At 46.4% G+C, this 17,432-nt stretch carries 13 protein-coding genes; 10 read left to right on the top strand and 3 right to left on the bottom strand.

Annotated features, from left to right (window positions below):
• Nucleotides 1-1,227, bottom strand: a 1,227-nt coding sequence (locus JHD44_RS18610) for a hypothetical protein (RefSeq protein WP_199464227.1), incomplete at its 3' end; no start/stop codon positions are given.
• A 241-nt stretch (nt 1,228-1,468) separates the two neighbouring features.
• On the opposite strand from JHD44_RS18610, the gene JHD44_RS18605 reads away from it, so the two are divergent.
• The 9 genes from JHD44_RS18605 to JHD44_RS18565 all read left to right on the top strand — a co-directional run bounded on the left by JHD44_RS18605 (nt 1,469) and on the right by JHD44_RS18565 (nt 13,045).
• Nucleotides 1,469-1,888 carry an SRPBCC domain-containing protein gene (locus JHD44_RS18605; RefSeq protein WP_199464226.1) on the top strand — a complete coding sequence of 140 codons (420 nt, stop codon included), beginning with the start codon at nt 1,469-1,471 and terminating at the stop codon, nt 1,886-1,888.
• 333 nt (nt 1,889-2,221) lie between these two features.
• On the top strand, nt 2,222-3,235 hold the full coding sequence (gene cysP / locus JHD44_RS18600; RefSeq protein ID WP_199464225.1) for a thiosulfate ABC transporter substrate-binding protein CysP: 1,014 nt from the start codon (nt 2,222-2,224) through the stop codon (nt 3,233-3,235).
• Nucleotides 3,236-3,337: 102 nt separating this feature from the next.
• Nucleotides 3,338-4,195, top strand: coding sequence for a sulfate/thiosulfate ABC transporter permease CysT (cysT, locus tag JHD44_RS18595; RefSeq protein ID WP_199464224.1), 858 nt, complete (start codon nt 3,338-3,340; stop codon nt 4,193-4,195).
• Between the two features lie 15 nt (nt 4,196-4,210).
• The gene (cysW, locus tag JHD44_RS18590; protein ID WP_199464223.1) at nt 4,211-5,068 is read left to right on the top strand and encodes a sulfate ABC transporter permease subunit CysW; all 858 of its coding nucleotides are present in this window, start codon (nt 4,211-4,213) and stop codon (nt 5,066-5,068) included.
• Between the two features lie 11 nt (nt 5,069-5,079).
• A complete protein-coding gene (locus JHD44_RS18585; protein ID WP_199464222.1) occupies nt 5,080-6,204 on the top strand; it encodes a sulfate/molybdate ABC transporter ATP-binding protein in 1,125 nt (374 codons plus the stop codon).
• 96 nt (nt 6,205-6,300) lie between these two features.
• Nucleotides 6,301-8,004, top strand: a complete 1,704-nt coding sequence (locus JHD44_RS18580; RefSeq protein WP_199464221.1) for a sensor histidine kinase — start codon at nt 6,301-6,303, stop codon at nt 8,002-8,004.
• A 26-nt stretch (nt 8,005-8,030) separates the two neighbouring features.
• Entirely contained in the window at nt 8,031-9,401 is a 1,371-nt protein-coding gene (locus JHD44_RS18575) for a sigma-54-dependent transcriptional regulator (protein WP_199464220.1), read from the top strand.
• Nucleotides 9,402-9,751: 350 nt separating this feature from the next.
• Nucleotides 9,752-10,780 carry a TAXI family TRAP transporter solute-binding subunit gene (locus JHD44_RS18570; protein ID WP_199464219.1) on the top strand — a complete coding sequence of 343 codons (1,029 nt, stop codon included), beginning with the start codon at nt 9,752-9,754 and terminating at the stop codon, nt 10,778-10,780.
• A gap of 126 nt (nt 10,781-10,906) precedes the next feature.
• On the top strand, nt 10,907-13,045 hold the full coding sequence (locus JHD44_RS18565) for a TRAP transporter permease (RefSeq protein WP_199464218.1): 2,139 nt from the start codon (nt 10,907-10,909) through the stop codon (nt 13,043-13,045).
• A 25-nt stretch (nt 13,046-13,070) separates the two neighbouring features.
• On the opposite strand, the gene JHD44_RS18560 is transcribed toward JHD44_RS18565, so the two are convergent.
• The gene (locus JHD44_RS18560; RefSeq protein WP_199464217.1) at nt 13,071-13,505 is read right to left on the bottom strand and encodes a BLUF domain-containing protein; all 435 of its coding nucleotides are present in this window, start codon (nt 13,503-13,505) and stop codon (nt 13,071-13,073) included.
• Between the two features lie 119 nt (nt 13,506-13,624).
• A complete protein-coding gene (locus tag JHD44_RS18555; RefSeq protein ID WP_199464216.1) occupies nt 13,625-14,548 on the bottom strand; it encodes a histone deacetylase family protein in 924 nt (307 codons plus the stop codon).
• 237 nt (nt 14,549-14,785) lie between these two features.
• Here JHD44_RS18555 and JHD44_RS18550 point away from each other — a divergent pair, with 237 nt between their 5' ends.
• Nucleotides 14,786-17,221: a GNAT family N-acetyltransferase gene (locus JHD44_RS18550; protein ID WP_199464215.1), complete on the top strand. Its 2,436-nt coding sequence runs from the start codon at nt 14,786-14,788 to the stop codon at nt 17,219-17,221.
• The last annotated feature ends 211 nt before the right edge of the window (nt 17,222-17,432 follow it).

Here is a 17,432-nt window from a genome sequence, read left to right as displayed (position 1 = left end):
ATCTAATTGACCTAATGTAACCCCTTTGTTGATCAGAGCTCTCACCAACGGCTCCTGAATACTCGGATCGGCACTGGCTTGGAATCGTTCCAGCAATTCGTCATACACCGATAACGCTTCTTCTGAACGATCTAATTGACCTAATCTAGCCCCTTTGTTGATCAGAGCTTTCGCCACCAGCTCCTGAATACTCGGATCGACACTGGCTTGGAATCGTTCCAGCAATTCGTCATACACCGCCAACTCATCTTCTGAACGATCTAATTGACCTAATGTAATCCCTTTGTTCATATAAGCTCTAGCGACATACATTTGAATATCGAGATCACTCGACCCTTTATACAAAGCTATTAAGTCCTCATAGGTTTTAATTTCTTTGTCTAATTGACTATCTCCATCAAAAATCAATCCTTTAAACAATAAAGCCTTCGCATTCACTTTTTGATGGTTTAGCAACTCTTTATTCTGTGTACTACGAATAACACCATTAATACGACGAAGAGCATCGTCAATACGCTTATTATTTGCTAGAGAGTAAGCTTCATTTATATCGTTATCAAAAGCTTGCTCCTCAGCATTGTCCCGAATCTTTTGAAACTCTTTGTCATGTTTTTCGCTCAAATTTTTTAACTTTTGACTAAACTCTTCGGTTAATTCTTTTTCTTTTTCCGCTGTCCACTCAGTTAGCTTTTTACTCGCGACCTCTTTTGCGTTTGCAACTGCTTCACGATTTGCTTTCCAGCTATTTATAATCGTAATCACTGCAATCAAAGTGCCTAACACACCCACTATTACTGCAAACAATGCAATAGAAAAAGAATTTGAATCAGCAATATCTCCAATGCGCCCACTCTGTTCACTCAACCTTCCTTCAATCCGAAATTGAGTCTCTTCGAGGCGCACCTCTACTTTTCCAACCCGTTCTTTCAATTCTTGAATTTGCTCTTTCGAAGCGCCGGTTGCATCGAGCACGCTGACATCTTTTTGAATAGACGTGAGTTCTCGGTAAAACCATTCGGGCAGTTGGTAGTTAGATATAGGAGATATTGTGGCTTGCGAAGCGCTTGACTCAGTAGAAGTTGATGCGCTATCAGCTGAAAAGACAAACACAGATGAAAATAGAGAGCAAATAAAAGCCAAACGAGTAAGAGTAGTAAGCACTCTATGACATCCTTGTACGTAGTTAAAAGAGAAACAAGAGTAGCGCCTAAGAGCACTTTTAGGCAACTCATGGGGCGCCACTATAGCTAGCAAGACAAGTAAATCGCTCCCAACTCTGCTTAGAAGTTAAATCAACCCACCATGATCGCTTTACAACCGACTAGTCACCAACTTAATTAACAGTCATAACCTGTTCCCAGAATAATAAATTCATTTTATATACATATTCCTCACAACCTGTTGCTCGACAGTAGGGTCGCTCTCAACTATAAAAGTGTATGCATAATTAATTGGAAGGATGCCGACTATGCAAGTAACCGTTGAAGCTCTTGTTAATGCCCCGATTGAAAACGTATGGGAAGCGTGGACAACGCCAGCTGTCATTCAACAATGGAATGCAGCGTCTGATGATTGGTGCTGCCCTAAAGCAGAGATTGATTTGCATGAAGGTGGACTTTTTGACTATCGCATGGAGTCAAAGACAGGCTCTCATAACTTCAACTTCTCTGGGCGCTTTACCCGCCTCAAGCTACTACAACGAATTGAATACACCCTAACAGATGGAAGACAAGTCGCTATCTTTTTCTCTGAGACTACTGATGGCGTCCTCATAACCGAAACCTTTGAAGCTGCCTCCGATTACGCTATTGAAGCAGAAAAAGAAGGCTGGCAAAGCATTCTCAACTACTTTAAACAAATTGTCGAAACCAATCGATACCTTTCATGATGCTAAGCCCATAGCACAATGGCAAAAGTAATCAGCGTTAGCAGCACGACCTTAATGGCGATGAGGGCAATGAGCTTTTGAGGTGTCATATCTGTCTCCTTATTTCCGCTCACTCACTATATCTATTCTTTATCTAAATGTGCCGCTCATACACCTTACACAGAGGTGAATCAAACTTTGCTCGGATTTTAAGTTCGACATACGCCTAAGTGCACACAAAAACAACTTTCTATATTCCAAAATCTTCCATTTTTCCATCTTGTAATAACTAAATCTTTTAAATAAGATACTGGCTAATTATTAATGATTCGCATTTGTCGAAAGGTATTCTCCATGAAACTCAAGATTAAACAGATCAAATCAGTAGCAGGTGCGCTGCTTTTAGGTTCTGCAGTGAATGCCTCTGCAGCTGACCAAACCATCTTAAACACGTCTTATGACATCGCTCGTGAGCTGTTCGCAAGCTATAACCCGGTGTTCCAAAAGCACTGGGAAGAAAAGACAGGCCAAACCGTTGAGATCAAGCAATCTCATGCAGGTTCTTCAAAGCAAGCACGTTCTATCCTGCAAGGTCTGCCTGCGGATGTGGTGACGTTTAACCAAGTCACTGATGTGCAAATCTTGGCAGACCGCGGCAAGTTGGTGGCAGAAGATTGGAAGCAAAAGCTGCCAAACAACAGCTCACCATACTATTCAACGACAGCGTTTCTAGTACGTAAAGGCAACCCTAAAAACATTCACGACTGGGGCGATCTGGCGAAAGAAGACGTAGGCCTTGTGTTCCCTAACCCAAAAACGTCGGGTAACGGTCGTTACACCTACCTTGCAGCGCTTGGCTATGCACAAGACCAATTTGGTCAAGACAACACAGATGCGCAAGAAGGTTTCTTAAAAACCTTCCTAGCCAACGTGTCTGTTTTTGACACAGGCGGTCGCGGCGCAACCACCACATTTGTTGAGCGTGGCATCGGTGATGTGCTGATTACTTTCGAATCTGAAGTAAATAACATCCGTCAGCAATACGGTGTGGATGACTACGAAGTCGTGGTACCAAAAACATCGATCCTAGCAGAGTTCCCAGTTGCAGTCGTGGAACGTAACTCTAAGAAAAATGGCACGCTGGATGTATCGACTGAGTACCTAAGTTACTTATACAGTGAAGAGTCTCAGCGCCTACTCGCAAGCTTTAACTACCGTGTGCACAACGATGTGGTGAAAGCGGAAGTTGCTGACCGCTTCCCTGAAGTAAAATTGCTAACAGTTGAAGAAATCGCCGGTGGTTGGCCACAAGCGATGCAAAACATCTTCGCTAACGGTAAGCAGTTAGATCAGCTTCAGCGTCGCTAATTAACTGACTTTATTAGCTTTTTTTCGCCGGACGCTATGCGTCCGGCGTTTGCGTTTCTACGACTTGGATAATTCGACTGATTTCGCCAAGGAGCGATGACCATGTCCACTACGTTAAGTGCTGCCAGCGCCAAGCCTCGCCATAAGCGAGTGTTACCCGGTTTTGGGTTAAGCCTCGGCAGCTCACTGTTTTTTATCAGTTTAATTTTGCTGTTACCCATGACCGGTCTGGTCATGCAGACCGCTAATATGGGCTGGTCCGAATATTGGTATGTCATTACTGATGAGCGAGTGGTCGCCAGTTACAAGGTCACCATTTGGGCGGCAGTGATTGCATCGGTGTTCAATGGTTTATTTGGCTTGTTGCTGGCTTGGGTGTTAGTACGTTACGAGTTTCCAGGGAAACGTATTCTCGATGCGCTGGTAGACTTACCCTTCGCTCTGCCAACTGCCGTGGCAGGTATTACTTTGGCAACGCTTTACGCGGAAAACGGCTGGTACGGTCAATTGCTGGCGGAGCTTGGCATTAAGGTTGCTTACACGCCACTAGGGATTGTCGTAGCAATGTCCTTTACCAGTATTCCGTTTGTGGTTCGTACCGTACAGCCAGTATTAGAAGAATTGGCACCAGAGGAAGAAGAAGCAGGCATTACTCTTGGGGCATCAGATTGGTCGGTTTTCCGTCGCATTATTTTGCCTTCACTTTGGCCTGCATTGGTCACAGGTGTGGCACTGTCGTTTACCCGAAGCTTAGGTGAATTTGGCGCGGTCATCTTCGTCGCTGGCAATATGCCTTACATCAGTGAGATCACTTCGTTGATGATCTTTGTGCGCTTACAAGAGTTCGATTTCCCTGCTGCCAGCGCCATTGCCTCAGTGGTATTAATTGCATCGCTGCTACTTTTGTTCGCCATCAATATATGGCAAGCGCGTTACCTAAAACGCCTGCACGGACGTTAATTCGGAGGAAATAACATGGCATCTGGACAACGTCATCAACAACGTGTGGGCGATCGCCCCGCGGTAAAATACACCCTGATTGGCTTAACCTTGGTACTGACCGCAGTGCTTTTAGTGGTGCCTTTGATCAGCATCTTTCAACAAGCCTTTGTCGATGGTTTAGCTGTGTATTGGGACAGCCTAGGCGATCCTGACACGCTACATGCGATTGGCTTAACCATGTTTGTTGCGCTGCTGACAGTACCCATTAACTTGGTGTTTGGTGTACTGCTGGCGTGGTCAGTGACACGCTTTGAATTCCCCGGTCGTAAGCTTTTGATGACCTTAATGGACATCCCGTTTGCGGTCTCCCCTGTGGTCGCAGGTCTTTTATATCTATTGCTGTACGGCAACAACGGCTGGATCGGCGCTTGGCTGTTTGAGCACGATCTACAATTGATGTTCGCATGGCCGGGCATTGTTATGGTCACTGTATTTGTGACCTGCCCATTTGTCGCCCGTGAGCTAATTCCATTGATGCAACAGCAAGGTCGCGAAGACGAAGAAGCGGCGGTGATTTTAGGCGCATCTGGCTGGCAGCTGTTCCGTCGTGTAACGCTGCCCAATATTAAATGGGCACTTTTATACGGTGTGATCCTGACCAACGCTCGTGCGGTAGGTGAGTTCGGTGCCGTATCGGTGGTTTCTGGCAATATTCGTGGTGAAACCAACACGCTGCCGCTGCATATCCAGCTGTTATATGAGGATTATCAAGCCACGGCCGCGTTTGCGAGCGCGTCTTTGCTGGCGGTGATCGCCTTGATCACTTTGATTTTTAAAGCCTTTATTGAATGGCGCCAAGAACGCGCCCATAAAGCAGAATCGACACATTAATAGGTGACAACATGAGTATTCGCTTAGAAAACATCTCCAAAACATTCGGCCAATTCCAAGCTTTGTCACCGCTGTCATTGAACATCGACGAAGGTGAAATGATTGGTCTGTTAGGCCCATCAGGCTCGGGGAAAACTACCCTACTTCGTATCATTGCAGGTCTTGAAGGGGCCGATTCTGGTCGTATCCAATTTGGCGAGCGTGATGTCACCAACTTGCACGTGCGTGATCGCCATGTGGGCTTTGTGTTTCAAAACTACGCCCTGTTCCGTCATATGACGGTCGCGGACAACGTAGCGTTTGGCCTTGAAGTCATGGACGCGAAACAGCGCCCAAACAAAGCAGAGATCCAGCAGCGCGTTAAACATTTGTTGGAAATGGTGCAACTGGGGCATCTTGCCAACCGTTACCCTTCACAGTTATCAGGCGGCCAAAAGCAACGTATTGCCTTGGCTCGTGCTCTGGCGACCAAACCTGATGTCCTACTTCTTGATGAACCATTTGGAGCACTGGATGCCAAAGTACGTAAAGAGCTACGCCGCTGGTTGCGCAGTCTGCACGATGAAATCGGTTTTACTAGTGTCTTCGTGACCCACGATCAAGAAGAAGCCTTAGAGCTATCGGATCGCGTTGTGGTAATGAGCAACGGTCACATCGAGCAGGTGGACGAACCGGCACAACTGTACGCGCAGCCAAACAGCCGCTTTGTGTTTGATTTCTTGGGTAATGTGAATGTGTTTGATGGCAAGCTAGAGCAATCTCGCTTAAACAACGAGCAAGCGTGGATCAGCGCTCCGAGTAGCGATGTACCACTTAACAATGGTCAGTTGTACATTCGCTCCCATGAGCTTGCTCTGCACACAGACGCGACGGCTGTCGCAAACCTACCACTTCGCGTGGTGGCAGTGAATCCAATCGGCCCTGAGGTTCGCGTAGAACTTGAACCCCATGAATGGCAATCTGAGCAGATTTGGGAAGCAGATTTAAGCCATGCGGATTACGCTCGTAACCCAGTGAAACGTGGTGAGATCGTGTTCGCCGAGCCTAAAAACGCGTACTTCTTCCGTGAAGGTAGTCAACAAGCGCCTGAACAAGTCTCTTGGGACAGCGCGTCACAACCTGTCAAAGCAAAGTAGTCCCTTGCGTACCTTCTGATGCATCAGAAGGTACGCACCTTTCCTGCGTTCTATTGTATGCTGTGTGATCTTTGGTTCATGCAATAGGACAAATACATGACTCTGAAAACCAATAAACGCATCGTTTGGCTGGGCATTGCTTGGTTCCTAGTCTCGATTGTATTGGGGATCGGAGCAGGCAAACTCACCAAAGACCTTGGTTATCAGGCCTTACATGCAGAAGTGTCTGACCGTTTATTAGCGTCGATTCATCGCGTAAGAGGCGCTCTCAACAGCTACCACTACTTGCCATTTCTATTGACGCAAAATGAAGATGTGGTCGAGCTTCTACAAAACAGCGCCTTCTCCAACAATACTGCCCAAGCGACAAAAGTCTCACGCTATTTAGAACAAACTAGCCTAGCTGCAGGGGCATCGGGCTTATTCATTGTGGATAAAAACGGACATACAGTTGCCTACAGTAATTGGCGAGACCAACAAGCCTTAAGGCCCGATGAGTTTTCTCAGTTGCCAGTGTTCCAGTTTGCAGCCAAAGGGGAAGAAGGACGTTTCTATGAGCACCAAAGCCAACAGCAGGCATTTTATTATTTATCCGCACCGATTTACGATCGCTCTGACTTTATTGGTGCGGCCATCGTTCGCATTGATTTAGAAAATCTGATTTTAGATACGCCAGTGGAAGAGTTGTACGCCATCAGTGATGATCAAGGGCGTATTTTTATCGCCAGCCCACAAGACTGGCTCAAGTATTCGCTCTCAGAACTTGCCGATATTCGTTCGATTACACTGGGTAATGGTACTCATGCCGAGCTTTGGACCTTTAATCAGCAACACTATATGAGCCATCAAGTGCGCCTTGACGATTTGGGCTGGACATTCACCTCTTTGGTCTCTGCTCGGCTGGATGAGCGTTATGCCGATCTCGTTGCAGCGATTACTATGGCCGGTCTTTGGATATTAGGTGTACTGCTGTTGTTCTTACGAGAACGTCATCTTAAGCATCTATCACAGCAAGAAACACGTTTAGCGTTACTCCAAGCAAATGAGTCACTGGAACATAAAGTCGAGGAGCGAACACAAGCTCTGCGCAATGCCCAACAGGAGTTGGTTCAAACCAGTAAAATGGCGGCTCTTGGGCGCATGTCGACGGCGATTGCCCATGAGTTAAATCAGCCTCTCACGGCTATGCGCACCTATATTGCCATCAGCAAACAACTCCTCAGTGATCCCACTATAGTGAAAGAGAATCTATCAACGCTAGACGATCTCACCGAACGCATGGCCATTATTACTTCACAACTCAAAACGTTTGCCTACAAAAAGCCTGAGAATGTACAGCCAGTTCAATTGGTTACAGCGATTAATCAATCATTTACGCTACTAAGAACACGATTGACCGAAGAAGAAGTCACGTTAGAATGTGACAAGGTCTCTGACACTCATTATGTGCTCGGTGATAATGTGCGCTTGGAACAAGTCTTGGTTAACTTGATCAATAATGCCTGCGATGCTTTACATCAGCAAACGAATAAACACATTCGGATAGGGAGTGAACAGGTCTCCGAAAATAAGATCCAGTTGATTGTAGAAGACAATGGCCCGGGGTTTAACGATGAGCAGCTAGAACACTTGTTTGAGCCCTTTTACACCACAAAATCGATGGGAAATGGCTTAGGTTTGGGGCTGGCCATTGTCGCGGCCATCATTAGAGACTTAAATGGCAGCATTCAAGCCCAACGCAACGCCCACGGCGGCGCAACCTTTTTCATCTTATTGCCCAGTGCACAACAAAGCCAATAGACAGAACAACAATAGAAGAGTCCCCCATGCAATTAGGAACACGTGGCACCGTTTTACTCGTTGACGATGAAGTTATGATTCGCCAAGCCACCGAAAAGTGGCTGCAAATGGCAGGCTTAGAGGTGATCAGCGCCAGTAATGCTGAAGAAGCGTTGCCTTTTCTAAGCGAGGAGTTTCGTGGCATTTTGCTCACGGATGTCAAAATGCCGGGCATGAGCGGATTAGAGTTGATGCAGGTGGCCCATGAGCGCATTCCTGATCTGCCGGTTATTTTGATCACAGGACATGGGGATATCGATATGGCCATTCAAGCCATGCGTGATGGCGCCTACGACTTTATCGAAAAGCCCTTTGTGCCAGAGCGTCTAGTGGAAACCTTACTACGCGCCTGTGAAAAACGTAGCCTGATGATTGAAAATTTAAGGCTGCAAACAGATTTGGCGGCGCGCTCTGGCTTAGATGCAAAGATCATCGGCATTTCCCCTGCGATTCAACGCATGAAGCGCGAGTTACTTGCCGTTGCAGACATGGACACCAACGTCATCATTTATGGTGAAACAGGCAGTGGCAAGGAGCTGATCGCGCAATGTTTACATGAGTTCAGTGAACGTCAGAACAAGCGTTTTGTGCCGATCAATTGTGGTGCTATTCCCGAGCATTTAATTGAAAGCGAACTGTTTGGCCATGAAGCAGGCGCCTTTACAGGAGCGGCTAAACGTCGAATTGGCAAATTTGAACACGCAGATGGCGGCACCCTCTTTCTGGATGAAATCGAGAGCACACCCGCGCACCTTCAGATCAAAATTCTTCGAGCACTGCAAGAAGGTCAAATTGAACGCTTAGGCTCAAATCAAAGTATCCCTGTGAACATTCGCGTCATTGCAGCGTCCAAAGCCGATCTTAAAGAAGACGAAAACTTTCGTCAGGATCTCTATTATCGCCTAAACGTTTCACAGATTTTCTTGCCACCTTTGCGAGAACGTCCAGAAGACATACCACTGCTGTTTATGCATTACGTCAACCAAGCCGCCAGCGAGCGAGACAAAGCCAGTCGCCAGCTCAGTACACAAGATGAACGTATTCTTCGTTCTCACATGTGGCCTGGGAATGTTCGTGAGCTAAAAAACATCGCTATTCGATATGCCTTGGACAATCGCGTTAGCCTTGCGGATTTGATTAACGGACAGCAAAGTTTGATCGCGTTTGAAGAAATCGATCACAAACCGCTCCCGCTGGCGATTCAAGTAGCCGCTTTTGAAGAAGATATTATTAAACGCGCTCTAGAACGGCACCAAGGTAATATTAAGGCCGTTATGGATGAGTTGGATTTGCCTCGTCGCACACTCAACCAAAAGATGACCAAGTTCGGATTAAACCGCTCAGACTATTTAGATTAATTCATATTATTCAGAGCGTTACGTACAGCTAAGAAGATAGGCAATAATTTGCTTATCTTCTTATTTTGCTGCGAAATGCTTCCTTATCAGTCTCTTTCTCCCTGTAATCTCCCCTTCAAATAACAACTCATAAGCCAATTATTGCCTACTTTTAAACATAGTCATGAGCAAGAATTTGCTTATCCAGTTTTACTGAACAACCTTACTAAATCTAAAAAATGCTTATAAAACAGCTTGCTACCAATTGTTAATACATTTGGCACTATGTTTGCCTATACTCTGTTATCTGAGAGCGAGGATGCTCTTTCAGAGTCCTCTTAAATAAAAACAATACTGATAGGAAACAAACAATGAAGATGACCAAACGTACATTGATCAAAGCAATGAGTGCCGCACTGGTGATGGGTACTGCCGTAGGAACAGCGGGGTTAGCGCAAGCTGCTGACGACCGTTCATACGTGCTAGCCACTGCATCGACTGGTGGTACGTTTTACCCTGTCGGCGTTGCCTTGGCGACTCTAACCAAAGTGAAATTAGAGCCAACAATGGGCATGTCGATTTCGGCGATTAACTCAGCTGGCTCTGGCGAGAACATCAAATTGTTACGTGAAAACGAAGCGCAACTCGCCATCCTTCAAGGTTTATACGGTGCTTGGGCATGGGACGGTACGGGGCGTATGGAGAAAGAAGGGGCGCAAAAGAACCTTCGTTCGATCTCTATGCTTTGGCAAAACGTTGAGCAATTCGTGGTTCGCGCTGAGTACGCTAAGTCAGGCTCGATCATGGACATGAACAACTTAGCGGGCGAAAAATTTTCTATCGGTACGAAAAACTCTGGTACTGAAGGTTCAGGTCTAACCATTCTTGGCAACATGAACGTTCCAGCGGATAGCCTAGACATGGCTTACATGGGCTACTCAGCATCAGCAGACGCCCTACAGAACGGTACGATTGATGGTATGAACATTCCATCGGGTGTACCAACCAGTGCGATCACTCGTGCTTACGCAGCACTAGGCGATGACATCACCATTTTGGAATTCACCGATGAGCAAATCAAACAAGCGAACGGTAACTTCCAGCTATGGACGCGTTTTGAAATCCCTGCGAACACTTACCCTGGCCAAACCAAAGCCATTAAGACCATCGCACAACCAAACTTCTTAGCCGTGCGTGACGATCTATCCGAGGAAGATGTTTACCAGCTAACCAAAACCATCTATGAAAACCTTCCTTTCCTAAATGGTATCCACAAAGCAACAAAGGCAATGTCTCTGCAAAAAGCCATCGACGGCCTGCCAGTGCCACTTCACCCAGGTGCTGCACGCTACTACAAGGAAGCTGGTCTAACGATTCCTGCACACTTAATTGCAGAATAAGTCTTAGAGCACTATCGGCATAATACGCCAATAAGAGGGTGGCGCTCGCCACTCTCTTACCTCTTATGTTTTCTCTACTAATCGATGTGCAGCAACGCATATCATGATGATGTTATAGGCCACACTATGTCTGAGACTCAGATTAGCCAAGACCAAGAAATGCAGGACAAACTAAAAAGCTTAGAACTTGAGCAGCGCGATGAAGCATCGCCCACAGGCCGCCTTATCTACTGGGCGGGGGTTCTATTTGCCCTAGCGCACATTTACTTCAATACATTAGGCACCTTGTCTGAACTGTGGGTATCAGCCATTCACTTTAGTGGCTTCGCATTAATTTGTGCTTTGATGGTTCCAGCTTTCAAAGCGACGACTGCAAGTGGTCGTCGATTAGCGTTAACGTTCGATATCGCCATCGGTTTAGTCGCTATTGCTTGTACTGTTTATCTAATTTTATTTGAAGACGCACTTTATGATCGTGGTGTGAACTTTATCACCAGCGATTGGGTGGTCTCTTTTATAGCCATTGCTATCGCGCTTGAGCTGACTCGCCGAACAACGGGCTGGTTTATTCCCACATTGATCATCGTCGCCCTGACTTATGTGTTTTGGTGGGGGCCATACATTGACGGCATCTTTGGTTTCGCTGGCCTGAGCCTTGAGACAGTAATGTTCCGCTCATACTTTTCTTCAGAAGGTATGTTCGGCTCTATTGCCCGTATCTCATGGACTTATGTGTTCATGTTTATTTTATTCGGCGCGTTCTTGGTGAAATCTGGTGCCGGTGATTTTATTATCGAACTGTCTCGCGTCGCAGCAGGTCGTTTTGTCGGCGGCCCAGGTTTTGTCGCGGTGCTAGGTTCCGGTTTGATGGGCTCTGTGTCTGGCTCTTCCGTCGCCAACACAGTCTCAACCGGTGTGATCACGATACCGATGATGCGAAAAGCAGGCTTCCCTGCGCGCTTCTCAGCAGGGGTGGAAGCAGCTGCTTCAACCGGTGGTCAGTTAATGCCTCCTGTAATGGGTGCAGGTGCTTTTATCATGGCCTCTTACACGCAGATTCCATACGTTGAGATCATTGCCGTCTCGACATTGCCTGCTTTGCTGTATTTTATGTCGGTAGGTTTCTACGTGCGTGTCGAAGCGATGCGTTCCCACGCGCATGCCATTGAATTGGACACACGCAGCTTTGGTGAAGTCTTTAAAGAAGGCTGGCACTTCTTGTTACCACTAGCGGTATTGGTTGCCCTGCTTATTTACGGTTTCACGCCAACGTATGCAGCCGGTATTTCAATTATTGCGGTGATTGTCTCATCTTGGTTATCTAAGAACCCAATGAAACCAAGAGACATCCTTGATGCGCTTGCGCAAGGCTCTCGCAATATGGCAACTACCGCGATTCTGCTAGTGGCCGTTGGCTTAGTCGTCAACGTGGTCGCCATGACAGGCATCGGTAACACCTTTTCATTGATGATTGCCGAGTGGTCGAATGGAAGCTTGTTCATCATGTTGGCATTGGTAGCATTGGCATCTTTGATCCTTGGTATGGGGCTTCCAGTAACGGCAGCCTACATCGTGTTGGCAACGCTTTCTGCACCAGCTCTGTATAACTTGATTGCTGAGTCACATCTGATTGATTTGGTGATGGCGGGTAATCTGCCTGAAGAAGCTAAAGTCATCTTTATGCTGATTGATCCAGAGAAATATGCCCTGCTATCAGCACCGATGAGCCAAGCCGATGCAACCACTTTGATTGCTCAAGTACCAGGTGACTTCAAAGGTCAATTGCTTGAACAAGCTCTGAACCCTACGGTATTAAGTGCGGCGTTATTGTCTGCGCATATGATTATCTTCTGGCTGTCGCAGGACTCAAACGTAACGCCACCAGTATGTTTGACCGCATTTGCCGCTGCAGCCATTGCCAAGACGCCACCGATGGCAACCGGTTTCATGGCATGGAAATTGGCAAAAGGGTTGTACATCGTGCCACTACTGTTGGCTTACACCAATTTTATCGGTGGTGAAACAACTGACGTTTTACGAATTTTTGTATTCGCACTGTTTGGCTTGTATGCGTTTGTGGGCTTTATGGAAGGCTATTTGGAAGGGCCGCTCAATTTTGCATTGCGCATTCTTTCAGGCGTTGCGGCATTACTGATGCTTTGGCCACACCATAACATTCTGATCGACAGCGCTGGACTAGTCCTGTTCATTGGTCTGTTTATCTACTCACGTAAAAAACGTGCTGTATTACAGCAAGCGGCATAAAAAAGGGCAGGCTTAGGCGTTGTGCCTAAGCCTCTTCTTGAAGAATGTCTTCGATCATATTGCGCACATCTTTCAAAATAGCCAACGCATCTTCAGGTATCAGGGTTAATGGCAGAAACTCAGTAGAACCCGTATTTCGCATTAACAGCTCTCGCATTACCTGATTATTTTGAAGGTATCCCATGTTCCAGCTTTCAAATTCACGTTTCTCTGTGTATTGATAACTGATGATTTCCACACTCTCATGACGAGGGTCTCTCAAGATTCGCTGAAAGGTTCTATTTACGTCGGCTCGCTTACCTTCAAGGCATTGTAAAAAGCCACGCTGGTTAAAGCATAGCAACCCTGTTACAGCATTTTGCTGATTATTTTTTCGAGCAGATTGCAGGATTGATTGAATGGATGACGGCTGGAACTCTGCAGTCGCTCGACTTGCGTAGATTAAACGAACAAAACTCATGACTCCCTCCGCATTTAAATCTTAATGGAGTAATGAGCTTATGCTGATTTAAAGGTGCAAAAAATTACAAAACCGTTCAGAAACGGTTTTGTAAGGTGAAGGAATGTAAAGTTATGAAATTAGATTTTCATAATGGCTTTTAGGTGACTAAAGACAGCACGCCCTAAAGCATCAGTGTTATAACCACCTTCTAAGACAGAAATAACACGCCCATCACAATAGCGTTCAGCCACTTCCATTAGCTTTTCGGTAACCCAAACGATATCGTCTTCACGCAAGCGAAGCTGCCCCATCGGGTCCTCTGCTAACGCATCGAAACCAGCGGAAATCATAAGTAACTGCGGTTTAAAAGATTCCAGCGCAGGGAATAGTTCACTTTCATAAGCAGCTCGGAAGTCTTCACCTTTGGAACCTTTTTCAAGAGGCATATGCACAATGTTATCGTGTGAAGCACCTGGATCAGGATATGGGAAAAGTGGATGTTGGTAACTTGAGGCATACAATACTTTGGGATCATTTTTAAAGATGTCTTCCGTACCGTTACCGTGGTGTACATCAAAGTCGATGATAGCAATACGCTCAATACCATATTGGTTGAGTGCATACCGTGCCCCAACGGCAATGTTGTTGAACAGACAAAACCCCATGGCTTTATCGTATTCAGCATGATGGCCTGGTGGTCTTACTGCACAAAATGCATTTTGCACTTCACCACTCATGATCATATCCACCGCTTGCACAACGGCACCCGATGCACGCAACGCTGCATCAAGGGTGTTTGGCATCATTAGGGTTTCCTGATCAAGTTCGATATGACCTTCTTCTGGAGATTTAGCAAAGATAGAGGCGACATAATCGGGATCATGAGTCGCATTGAGCTGTTCAATAGTCACCTCATTTGCTTCACGCCAGCGAAGAAAATCCATTAGTTGACCCGCTATCAGACGGTTTTGAATGGCTTCAAGGCGTTGTGGCGACTCAGGGTGATCTTCCCCAAGCTTATGCTCTTCACACAACGGGTGTGTTAGGTAAGCTGTGCTCATATCAGTATCCGTATAAATCTGCACCCATATCAAGGGCTAGTATTATTGTTATTCATCAAGTCACGCTTTAAGGCTACTATAACGCGATCATTAGTAAACTGCTTCATATCAAGCCACAGTTTGCACTAGGCAGCCTATCCGACATTGGTCTAGACTGCTAAGCATCATTGCATTCTCTGTCGTAGAGCAAAGGCTTTGCCAAGATGTTCGCTTCAGGCCACTCAGGGAGATTCTTGCATGTCACAACACGCACTGCAGCCATTACTTGCCCCACAGTCTATCGTGGTTTTTACAGGCCAGGATCGACACAGCCCTATTTTGCACTCTGTACTTAGGGCTTTGTCTTATGGTGGCCGTCGTAGTGTGACATCACTACTTGGTATAGAACCTGATGAAAGCATAGGTGTACTGCCGTTCGAGAGAATTCAGGCGCTAAATGACCTCAGTAAAACCCCAGATTTAGCCATCCTAGCCGGAGAAGACCCGCGCCCATTGACTAAGATTATAGAGTTTTGTGGCGAGCACTCTATTCCTGCGTTGTTGGTCTTCACAGGATCACAAGAGCCCCCTGAAGCCATTTTGAAAGCCTCGCGTCAGTTCAATGTTCGACTCATCGGACCAAACAGCTTCGGTATGTGCCGCCCTAAACAAGGCTTTTCTGCTTGGTTGGGTTTAACCCAACCAATACCTGGTCGACTCGCTTTGCTTTCTCAATCTGGCACAGTGGCCAGTGCTCTGGTAGATTGGGCAACTTGGCAAGGTATTGGTTTCTCCCAAGTCGTCAGCATGGGGAGTCCGATTGATGTCATGCCCTCACAGGTATTGGATTACCTCTCAAACGATTTCGAAAGCCAATCCATTCTGATGTACCTCCAAAAAATTGGCTCAACTACCCGTTTCTTGAGTAGTCTTCGCGCTGCCAGTCGCTCAAAGCCCGTTGCGGTTGTGACAGAGCATAATGTGGGAGCGGACCCACGAGTCTTAGACGCAGCTTTGAGCAGAACAGGCGCTGTTAGAGGTCGCCGCTTAAATGATTTGGTTGCCGCGGCATCCGTTATGACGAATGCCCGTCGCGTGAAAGATGGCTCTTTGATGATTATTGGTAATGGCGCAGGGCCCGGAGAACTTGCTGCGCAACGGGCTTCCGAAGTCAATGTAAACTTACTTACACCAAATGATGAGCTTAGAAGTAAGCTTGAAGGGATTATGGCTGGCCGTGGCAGCGTAGGCAGTGTAACGACGGCTTGGGCAAGCTGTGAGGCAGACCTATTTGTCGATCTTGCTGAAGCCGCCTTAGCAGACAAAGAGTGTGGTGCAGTATTGCTAATGTTAAGCCCAACAGCACTTATTAATATGGTCTCGCTGTACGATCAAGTTCTGCAGCTTCATAAAAAACAGAAGAAATTAGTCATGGTCTGTATGCTTGGCGGCGGCAACATGGTAGCCATGCGTACTCGTATTAACGAAGCAGGGATTCCGACCTTTCGAACACCAGAAGCCGCCATTGAAGGCTTCCAGTTCTTAGTGCAATTCCATCGAAACCAGATGCTTGCTAAACAAATGCCAGACAGCCATGCCTTTCGTTTTAATATTGATGTGGCAGCAGCTAGAGCGAAACTTAAAGAGTTAATCAAAGCTGGGAATAAGACACCGACAGCGGAAGACCTTAAAGAAGTGTTTGATCTCTTTAATTTCCGATTAATCACACGTCGACAGACAAACTTCCTTCTCCAAGCACCGATTCATTTACGAGCATTTCGAGATCCTGTGTTCGGTCCAGCGATTGGCTTATCACTCGAGGGGGCAAACCAATGGCACCATCAGACCGAAGCGGTCGCTTTACCGCCTATCAACACAGTCCTATCAAAAGACCTAATAAACAGGGCTTTCCCTGGCGTAGAATCGTTTGAATTAGAAGACTTACTACGCGGCTTCTCGACCATGATCTGTGAGCTACCAGAGTTTGAGTACCTCGAGCTTGCAGATGTACGCATTCACGAAAGTGGTAGTATCTTTGCGGATGTGAAAGCGCGACTTAAAAGCAGCGCTAAGCTAAGGCGCTATGAGCACTTGGCAATTCAACCCTACCCAAGACAATGGGTGAAGCAAGTCACCCTTCGTGGCGGCCAGGAGATCACCATACGCCCTCTCCTACCGAGAGACGCCAATGCCATGGCAGACTTTGTGAAAAACCTTTCCCATGAAAGTCGTTACTTCCGTTTCATTGCCAATATTTCCGAGCTTACACCTCGCATGGTAGCAAGTCTTTCACACATTGATTATGACCGCGAAATGGCCTTAATCGCTGTCGCAGAGAAAAACGGTGAGCAAGTACTTATGGGCGCTTCACGATTCAGCGATAACTTTGATGATCAGAGCTGTGAATTCGCAGTGGTCATAGGTGATGAATACCAAGGACACGGCTTAGCCGCCCTGTTAATGCGGCGGTTAATGTTAGTCGCTAACTTCAAAGGCATTAAAGAAATGAAAGGAACAGTGCTTGCGGAAAATAAACGTATGATCGACTTCTGCCGACGTATTGGTTTCACCATCAAACGTGATCCTGATGATATTAGTTTGGTAACAGCTTATGTCCGTTTAACACCGAAGTTTATTGAAGGTGTAAGAGAAAAACTGGGCATCGCTAGTAATGCACATAAAACAGTTGAATAAGTATATTCTAAGACCCCTAGCTATTTCTATTAGGGAATAGCTCGTACATTCCGATTAAGGGGTTGTTTATACGACCCGGCTCCGTCCAGGGAGGAAAGGCTTTGTTATTTCAGGGGTCAGATCCCTGTACGTACATCAGTCTCCAAGCACTACCATCAGTTGAGGGATCTGACCCGTTTGATGAAGATGACAGCCATAACTGAGCTGGTTT

The sequence above is a fragment of the Marinomonas ostreistagni genome (genome assembly GCF_016461785.1).
Lineage (GTDB): Bacteria > Pseudomonadota > Gammaproteobacteria > Pseudomonadales > Marinomonadaceae > Marinomonas > Marinomonas ostreistagni_A.
This window is presented reverse-complemented; position numbering and strand designations above follow the sequence as displayed.

Coding starts and splice junctions, on each gene's coding strand:
- JHD44_RS18550 (WP_199464215.1), top strand. CDS start 14,786: ATGTCACAACACGCACTGCAGCCATTACTTGCCCCACAGTCTATCGTG.
- JHD44_RS18570 (WP_199464219.1), top strand. CDS start 9,752: ATGAAGATGACCAAACGTACATTGATCAAAGCAATGAGTGCCGCACTG.
- JHD44_RS18575 (WP_199464220.1), top strand. CDS start 8,031: ATGCAATTAGGAACACGTGGCACCGTTTTACTCGTTGACGATGAAGTT.
- JHD44_RS18555 (WP_199464216.1), bottom strand. CDS start 14,548: ATGAGCACAGCTTACCTAACACACCCGTTGTGTGAAGAGCATAAGCTT.
- cysP (WP_199464225.1), top strand. CDS start 2,222: ATGAAACTCAAGATTAAACAGATCAAATCAGTAGCAGGTGCGCTGCTT.
- JHD44_RS18560 (WP_199464217.1), bottom strand. CDS start 13,505: ATGAGTTTTGTTCGTTTAATCTACGCAAGTCGAGCGACTGCAGAGTTC.
- cysT (WP_199464224.1), top strand. CDS start 3,338: ATGTCCACTACGTTAAGTGCTGCCAGCGCCAAGCCTCGCCATAAGCGA.
- JHD44_RS18585 (WP_199464222.1), top strand. CDS start 5,080: ATGAGTATTCGCTTAGAAAACATCTCCAAAACATTCGGCCAATTCCAA.
- cysW (WP_199464223.1), top strand. CDS start 4,211: ATGGCATCTGGACAACGTCATCAACAACGTGTGGGCGATCGCCCCGCG.
- JHD44_RS18605 (WP_199464226.1), top strand. CDS start 1,469: ATGCAAGTAACCGTTGAAGCTCTTGTTAATGCCCCGATTGAAAACGTA.
- JHD44_RS18580 (WP_199464221.1), top strand. CDS start 6,301: ATGACTCTGAAAACCAATAAACGCATCGTTTGGCTGGGCATTGCTTGG.
- JHD44_RS18565 (WP_199464218.1), top strand. CDS start 10,907: ATGTCTGAGACTCAGATTAGCCAAGACCAAGAAATGCAGGACAAACTA.